This window comes from Deltaproteobacteria bacterium, from assembly GCA_018668695.1.
In the GTDB taxonomy this organism is placed as follows: Bacteria; Myxococcota; XYA12-FULL-58-9; order XYA12-FULL-58-9; family JABJBS01; genus JABJBS01.
Map to the genome: position 1 here is coordinate 1 of JABJBS010000388.1, position 5,918 is coordinate 5,918.

Consider the following 5,918-nt stretch of genomic DNA (forward strand, 5'->3'; position numbering starts at 1 on the left):
ACTCGAACCCGCGGCCTCCGGCGTGACAGGCCGGCGTTATAACCAACTTAACTACCGCCCCAGCGGTGAAGCGTGATTAACAATTCAAAGGCGGATGGTCAACAATTTTATTGGGGGGAAATACTTATTCCGGATCGTGTTGTGCACAAACGCGTCGATAAGCCGCTAAATGGCGCATCGCACCCTCACGATCTCCCTCTTGTTCCAGCAAGGTTGCCAGGTTGAAGTGGGCATCCGCAAAATCTGGGTCAGATTTTAAGGCATCACGATAGGATTCGATGGCTGAGCCAACATTGTGCATATCGTGGTAGGTGACGGCTAGGTTGTAATGGGCGACCGGTTGCTGCGGGTTCACGCGGATAGCCTGTCTAAAATAGGCTGCAGCACGGTCGAGCTCGCCGGCACCGGAACAAAGAGTCCCCACATTGATATGCGCCTCGACATGCTCGGGATTACAGGCCAATGCCCGCAGGTAAGCCTCATAAGCCTTCTGTGGCTCGGTTGCTTCAAGCGCCACACCTACCTCAAACCAAGGATCCGCAGAGCGATAGTCGTCTGAGTCCTCCAAGTCCCCGATCAAAGACGTGATATTACCGTCTTCCTCTGGGATGCCTGGGTCCTGCGTGTTGAGTGTCGTGGGGTGGCTATTTTGCGGCTTAGCGTCGGCTTGGTCGAAGCTGAGCATAAATTGCCCTGATTCGGGCTCCCATGTTTGGCCCTGCGTACGCACAAGAATGCGCTCTTCCTCACTAAAAATCTGCATGCCCGACAGAGGCAGGTCGGTTGGCATTTTATCTCGAAGGTTCTCAAGAACCCGTTGAACGCGGGCTGAGGAGATTCCTTCGGCCAAAAGACGTGAAGCCATACGAAGGACCATCATGTCTCTGAAGTCGAAACTGTAGCGCCTAGGCAGCGTAATCGGGGCCTCAGGGCTTTGCCCTAGAGTGCCAGCCCGTGCCAGGTGACGTACGCGGTGCTCCGGAATTTTGAGGAGCTTTGAAACATCGCGAGTTGAGTAATCTGTAGCCATATCTTTATCCCTGCTAGCACGGGAACCCTTTATTCGTATAGGTCAACATGCGCTAGCCAATTATTCGAGGATCGCGTCCTACCTTAAGTTGCTTCTTTGGACAATTTTGCTTCCACCTTCGTTGCAGCCATGGGGCCCACTCTTGTACCGTACTGTAGGTAGACTTGAGGAACTCATGAGCAAAACCATCGCAATAGTCATTAAACCCGGGACCCCGCAGGCGGTAGAGGCGTTGGAGCGTCTTGTGAAAGTTGCTCCGGGCCATCGGTTCATTATGGAGGCCCAGGGGCACCATGCCGTTGAGGGCCTGCCCGTAGGAATTGACCGGTTGGCGGCCAAGGACATCGAGAACCAAGCTGATCTCATGGTCGTTTTCGGGGGTGACGGAACTCTCATCCATGCCGCCTCTCTCTTGCAGAGCCGAGCGGTTCCTATTCTGGGTGTGAATGTCGGCTATATTGGCTTCATGACCGATGTTGCGATTGACGAGGTAGAGCGTTCCATTGGCGCCGCGCTGGCCGGCGAGTTGGCGATAACGGAACGTATGCGGTTGGATGTGGTGCTCAGGTTCAAAGACCGTGAGCCAATTCATCGTCTCATTCTTAACGATGTGGTTTTAAGCTTACGCCAGCTTTCGCGATTGGCCTCATACCGGGTGACGGTAGGGGACGAATTGATGACGACCATGCGTGGAGATGGGGTGATTGTGTCTACGCCTACAGGCTCTACGGCTTACGCCATGGCCGCAGGTGGATCCATTTTATCGCCGACACTGCGGGCCATTGCCGTAACACCCATTAACCCGCACCAACTGACTCAGCGCCAAATGATTTTAGATGCCGAGCAAACCGTCACGCTGTCTCTGGATACGGAAACTCAGGTTGTAGCCACATTAGATGGGCAAACGGCACATAGCTTTAATGCTGAAGACTTGATGTTGGTCCGTAAAGCAGATGTGCCATTGAGGCTCTTTGAGGTTCCGTGGCGATCCTATTTCGAAACGCTGCGGACGAAGCTGGACTGGGGCAACTCTTAAGTTGTGGAGTCGGGTTCGGCGACGGACATGGCTTCTTCTAAAAGTTCCGTAAGCTCTTCTTTATCCAACGGCTCTAGACCCGAATTTTCAACGACCTTCATCACTTGTTGAAGCATCTGATGACCGGGAGCGTGATTTTGTCGTGCAAAAGCTAAACTTGCATGTTCAACAAAGACATCGTCGATTTGGTCCGTTGATTTCCAGCCGGATAAAAGCGCGGTGAAGTGCCGGACCGATTGCTCGGGAGTCACAGCTTCCATAGCGAGCATGATGTCTTGCTGGTGCTCGGGATCTCGGTTGGGGTCCGTGAGCATTTGGACAAGGTCCGGGTACAGCTGGGCTCCACGCACCTCGGCTAAGCTATGGAGTGCGGTAGCGAAGAAGAATAGTTCTTGTGGATCAACCAGGTCTGACTCTATCGCCGGAAGATATTCCTCGTGACCGCGTTTAAAGAGTTCCGCGGTAGCGGCCGCTCGAACATATGCATCATCATCATGGGATGCCATCTCCGCGAAGAAATTGTCTACCATCGGCACACGATGGCTTGTGAGCTGGTCAAATACTTCGTCCCGCTCTTCGGGTTCTTCTAGGTCGAAATAAATGGCTATGAGAGCCTCAGCGTCTCCCAGGGGCTCGGATGCTGGTTGGGACGTTGGCTCTGGGGTCTCTTGAGGTGAGGCGGGAGCCTGAGCGCTTTGCCCAAGTGCCGCCGATACCAGTGACTTTAATGAATCTTTTTTAGAACCGTCGCTCATATAACCACTAAAAGCCCCAAAAGGTGGTTAGGTCAAGCATTCTTGGGGTAGCTCATCCTTGAGCTGGGAGCGACCACCGGATATTTTGCAGATCATGTATGCCGCACTGCTTATGATAACCATGGGAACACTTGTCGATGTGGACCAGGCTTTAGTTCTCTACGACGAGGCGCTTTATGAATCTGCGCTTGAAACGCTGCCGCCGGATTGTCGAACCATCCCGAAAGAGTACGAGCGCTGTGAGCGCGTGCGAGGTCTTTGTCAGGTGGCATTGGGCCGGCAGAAGTTGGCGCTGACCAGTTGGACGCGTATGTGCTTGCGAAATCCTGCCTTAGCGCCTCCTAGGATGGCGCCAACAGCCAATGATATTTGGACCCGGGCCTGTGAACGCGCAAGGTGGATGAACAGGTTCCGGCTCGATGAACTGGCGGTTCAAAAAGACCTCGGAACATTGGTGCTCCAGCGGCCTGCCGGACCGGGAGATAGGTTAGAGAATATCCTGTTTTGGTTGAAGACGCCGGTAGATGTCGCGTTTAAAAGTTACGAGCTTAGTAAGTTTGGGAATCAGTGGCGGAGTTCAGGAGAGGTCTCTGCGATACCTGGCGATTACCTCTATTATCTGGAATTTAACTTGGCTTCAGGGGAGCGGTTTCAACTTGGGACTGCTCAAGAGGCTTTTGGTGGAAAGGCAATTGAGCATTTTGAGACGCTGCAGTTTTCAGCGCTTACAAATCCCTGGCCTATTCGCTCGCAGCAAGACGATGCTTTGATTCCTGATTGGGGTTGGTGGGCGATTGCGGGTGGCGTTGTCGTCGTCGTTGCCACTGCTGTGGCAATAGGGCTCAGTACTTCGGATGAAGAACCGTAATTAGAGTGCCCGAATATAGGTCTTGAGCTTATCTTTACCGTTGCCTTCAAAGCTTATGAACTTAACACCCATGCCGAGTCCATCGGTTTTAGCTTCAGTATGACTGACGACTTTACCGCGAGCCACGACCATTTCTTTGCAGCCTGGAAGCGTAAACTTCAAAGTCATTTCGGTACCGAGCTGATGAGGAATTGCGCTGTCGAAAAATACGCCACCTGCACTGAGGTTGCCTGTTCGTCGAAAGTAAACGTCGTCTCCAACGAGCTCTTCCATCCACAATTCAAGCGATACGCGAGTGTGTTCTCGGCGCTCAGAACCGCGTCGTTCTTTGGGAGTTCTCCGGTTTGGACCGCCGTGTTTCCCTACGTTGTCGCGCCGACTATTTTGACGTCTTTCTGACATGGTTTCCCCCAAATGCCTGCTTGGGCTGATACAGGTTATTTTCCGGCGACCTAGCAAAAGATGTACACGCGGGCAAGCGGAACTCTAGGCTTTAAGGTTGGATTTGGCCAAGCAGTGGTGAGTGGAGCTCTAAGAAGGAGAGCGGTTGAGGATTATTACGGGTCGCGTCCGAGGCTATGGTAGAGGGAGGCTTCAGCCACATAATAGTTAAAGAGTGATTCATAATGTGTGAACTTGGCTTTAGAGTAAGCCGCCACACCTTCGAGCACGTCTCGGGCTGGTCCGGTACCTGTTGCAAATGCGCTGGCCGCAAAAGTCATCCATTTCCGGGCAGATTTCACACTTGAGCGTGATAATTCCTCAAGTTCTCTCTGGAGCTGGAAGTCTTCGTAGGACTGTTTTACCTGGAGTGGAATCCCGGTTTCAGCAAAACGACGCATTGCGCTAACTTCTGCATGTTTGGCGTCAGCTTGGTTTGCCCGGGCTACAGAATGCCATGGGTCAAAGTTAAATTGTAAGCCCATGGCGATGCCAGCTGTGAGCCCGTTGTAAGGATCGTAATGGTAAGGATTCTTCGAATCATCGCGCATTGGAGTCCAATCACTCTCAATTGTGCCAGCCAGAAAGAGGGTTGGCATGCTGGACAAGGCCTCGGCATCCTTCCATGCGAGTGCAGCTTTTTCACCGTGTGAGAGTTGCGACCATTCGGGCCGATTCTCGGAGGCTTCCATAATGAGACGTGGCAATTCTAAGTTTGGGTGGCTTTTGATTCGGGGCAATCGTTTTTCAGCAATGATAATGGGCGTGGATGCAGGCATACCCATTGTGTGCTTGAGTGCGGCCATGGTCATGGTCGCGGCATAGTTGCTTTGATGTTGGTAGCGGTAAGCTTCGTTACCAGCGTAGTCGATTTTCGTAAGGTCGATCTGTGTGACTGAACCCTGGGCGCTTTCATACTCTTTGGTGGCGTGCTCGCGAGCTTGCTTCACAACTTTTATAACGTTGCGAAGAGCCGGGCGGAGTGAAACCGAGAACAAGTGAGCGTAATATAGTTTACGAACTTCTAAGGCCAAGATGTGTTCGGCAGCTCGTACCCGAGCTTTTTCAACTTGGATAAGATGCTCAACGGCTCGTTCGTTGGCGCCGGCCCGACCAAAAGTTGTGAGGGGCTGAGCGAGGATAGCTTGGAGGTGAGTGTAGGGACCCCAGTCGGAAAGTCTGGAGTAACTCGTTTCTATGGAACTGTTGTCCATGGCGTTTCCACGAACACTGTACATCGGCGCGATGTAAGCAATACCCGTAAGCTTGGGGTAAAAAATAGATTCAACCTCGGCAAGCTTACCTTTGATAGCCTCTACACGTGCATTGGCTTCATCAAGAACAGCGCTCTGGGAAAGCGCAATCCGAACGCAATCATCCGATGTGAGCGCCTTCGGCTTCTCGGCCAGTGCAGTATTAAGAAAAGTGCCTGCAACCACCAGTGCTAGCCACGTAGGGGCGTGTCGAGCAAACCAAGTCATGTAAGTGGACCGTGTTTTTTCTGTGCTTCATCGAGACGTTTCTTGAGCTTCGAAACAAGTGTGGCAGCACCTTCTTCTTTGATGATTTTACCAAACTGATTTTGGTAGTCTTTGACCAGTGAGGCATCATCGATGCTTAAGTCGAAAAGTTTGAAAGTTTTACCGCCTTGGACCCAATGGAAAATGAGGCTGACCTCAAGGTCCTCTTCTTCAACAAAAATATCCAATGGGACGTCGGTTTGAGTTCCTGTTTGAACCGGCGTGCCCCAGGTGAGTTCGGCACCTCTGAAGAATGAACCTGACTTGG

General features: G+C 52.2%; 7 protein-coding genes. 2 read left to right on the forward strand and 5 right to left on the reverse strand.

Annotation, left to right across the window (positions count from 1 at the left end):
• Window positions 1-124 precede the first annotated feature (124 nt).
• On the reverse strand, window positions 125-1,030 hold the full coding sequence (locus tag HOK28_22990) for a tetratricopeptide repeat protein (protein MBT6435976.1): 906 nt from the start codon (window positions 1,028-1,030) through the stop codon (window positions 125-127).
• A gap of 142 nt (window positions 1,031-1,172) precedes the next feature.
• Here HOK28_22990 and HOK28_22995 point away from each other — a divergent pair, with 142 nt between their 5' ends.
• Window positions 1,173-2,066, forward strand: a complete 894-nt coding sequence (locus tag HOK28_22995; protein MBT6435977.1) for an NAD(+)/NADH kinase — start codon at window positions 1,173-1,175, stop codon at window positions 2,064-2,066.
• Here HOK28_22995 and HOK28_23000 read toward each other — a convergent pair.
• Window positions 2,063-2,821 (reverse strand): hypothetical protein, encoded by a 759-nt coding sequence (locus HOK28_23000; GenBank protein MBT6435978.1) that lies wholly within the window; start codon window positions 2,819-2,821, stop codon window positions 2,063-2,065. The genes HOK28_22995 and HOK28_23000 overlap by 4 nt on opposite strands.
• A gap of 58 nt (window positions 2,822-2,879) precedes the next feature.
• On the opposite strand from HOK28_23000, the gene HOK28_23005 reads away from it, so the two are divergent.
• Window positions 2,880-3,689 carry a hypothetical protein gene (locus HOK28_23005; protein MBT6435979.1) on the forward strand — a complete coding sequence of 270 codons (810 nt, stop codon included), beginning with the start codon at window positions 2,880-2,882 and terminating at the stop codon, window positions 3,687-3,689.
• Here HOK28_23005 and HOK28_23010 read toward each other — a convergent pair whose 3' ends face one another.
• From HOK28_23010 to HOK28_23020, 3 genes are all read right to left on the reverse strand, one after another.
• Window positions 3,690-4,091 (reverse strand): PilZ domain-containing protein, encoded by a 402-nt coding sequence (locus HOK28_23010; protein MBT6435980.1) that lies wholly within the window; start codon window positions 4,089-4,091, stop codon window positions 3,690-3,692.
• Between the two features lie 155 nt (window positions 4,092-4,246).
• Window positions 4,247-5,611: a TolC family protein gene (locus tag HOK28_23015; GenBank protein MBT6435981.1), complete on the reverse strand. Its 1,365-nt coding sequence runs from the start codon at window positions 5,609-5,611 to the stop codon at window positions 4,247-4,249.
• On the reverse strand, window positions 5,608-5,918 hold a 311-nt coding region (locus HOK28_23020), incomplete at its 5' end, for a hypothetical protein (protein MBT6435982.1). The genes HOK28_23020 and HOK28_23015, both read right to left, overlap by 4 nt.

Bases quoted from the DNA above. Each gene is read 5' to 3' on its own strand.
- HOK28_23015 (MBT6435981.1), bottom strand. From the start codon at position 5,611: ATGACTTGGTTTGCTCGACACGCCCCTACGTGGCTAGCACTGGTGGTT.
- HOK28_23000 (MBT6435978.1), bottom strand. From the start codon at position 2,821: ATGAGCGACGGTTCTAAAAAAGATTCATTAAAGTCACTGGTATCGGCG.
- HOK28_22990 (MBT6435976.1), bottom strand. From the start codon at position 1,030: ATGGCTACAGATTACTCAACTCGCGATGTTTCAAAGCTCCTCAAAATT.
- HOK28_23010 (MBT6435980.1), bottom strand. From the start codon at position 4,091: ATGTCAGAAAGACGTCAAAATAGTCGGCGCGACAACGTAGGGAAACAC.